Source organism: Burkholderia reimsis, assembly GCF_003294055.1.
Lineage (GTDB): Bacteria > Pseudomonadota > Gammaproteobacteria > Burkholderiales > Burkholderiaceae > Burkholderia > Burkholderia cepacia.
Genome location: NZ_QMFZ01000142.1, coordinates 1 through 528, shown reverse-complemented (window position 1 = coordinate 528; position 528 = coordinate 1). Strand labels below are relative to the sequence as shown.

Annotated in this window: 1 protein-coding gene; it reads right to left on the bottom strand. The window is 54.0% G+C overall.

All coding sequences use genetic code 11. The features are described 5' to 3' along the window. Positions 1-410: hypothetical protein (locus tag DPV79_RS41650; protein ID WP_341867654.1), on the bottom strand; the 410-nt coding region annotated here is incomplete at its 3' end. Between the last annotated feature and the right edge of the window lie 118 nt (positions 411-528).

The following is a 528-nucleotide window of genomic DNA, read 5'->3' as shown; positions in this document are numbered from 1 at the left end:
AATTCGGCGCCTTCGGTCCGTGCCCAGTCGAACGCAATCAGGGTCTTGTTGCGCTGGTAGTAGACCTTGCGCGTCTTGCGGTTGAAGTAGAAATTGGAAAGCCGCTTGATGAAGAAGATGCGGTACCAAAGAAAAGGCGCAGCAAAAAAAGGGCCTACTACCACCATTACGCATAATAAGAGGTCAAGGAGGTCTGCCAGACGCCAAATGTTAGAGTCTCTCCATATTGTGATATCCAGCAGCAGGAGCATCAGCATTGACGAGGCGTACATTTTCCCCATGAATACCGAATCCGCCACCCATGGATTTCGCAAACACAACAGGTCCCGGCCAATGCTAACCAATTGATCGCGGATGGCCGGTGCCACACCAGTTCGCGTTTGTCGGGAAAATCGCCATGTCATCGCCATCGATTCAACGCTCCAAGGCTTCCGCCGGCGGCGGTGCGCTGCGCACGTTGAACACGCGGCACACCACATACCAGCACAAGGCGGAGAACAGGTTGTACGGGAACAGGATCAGCCACAT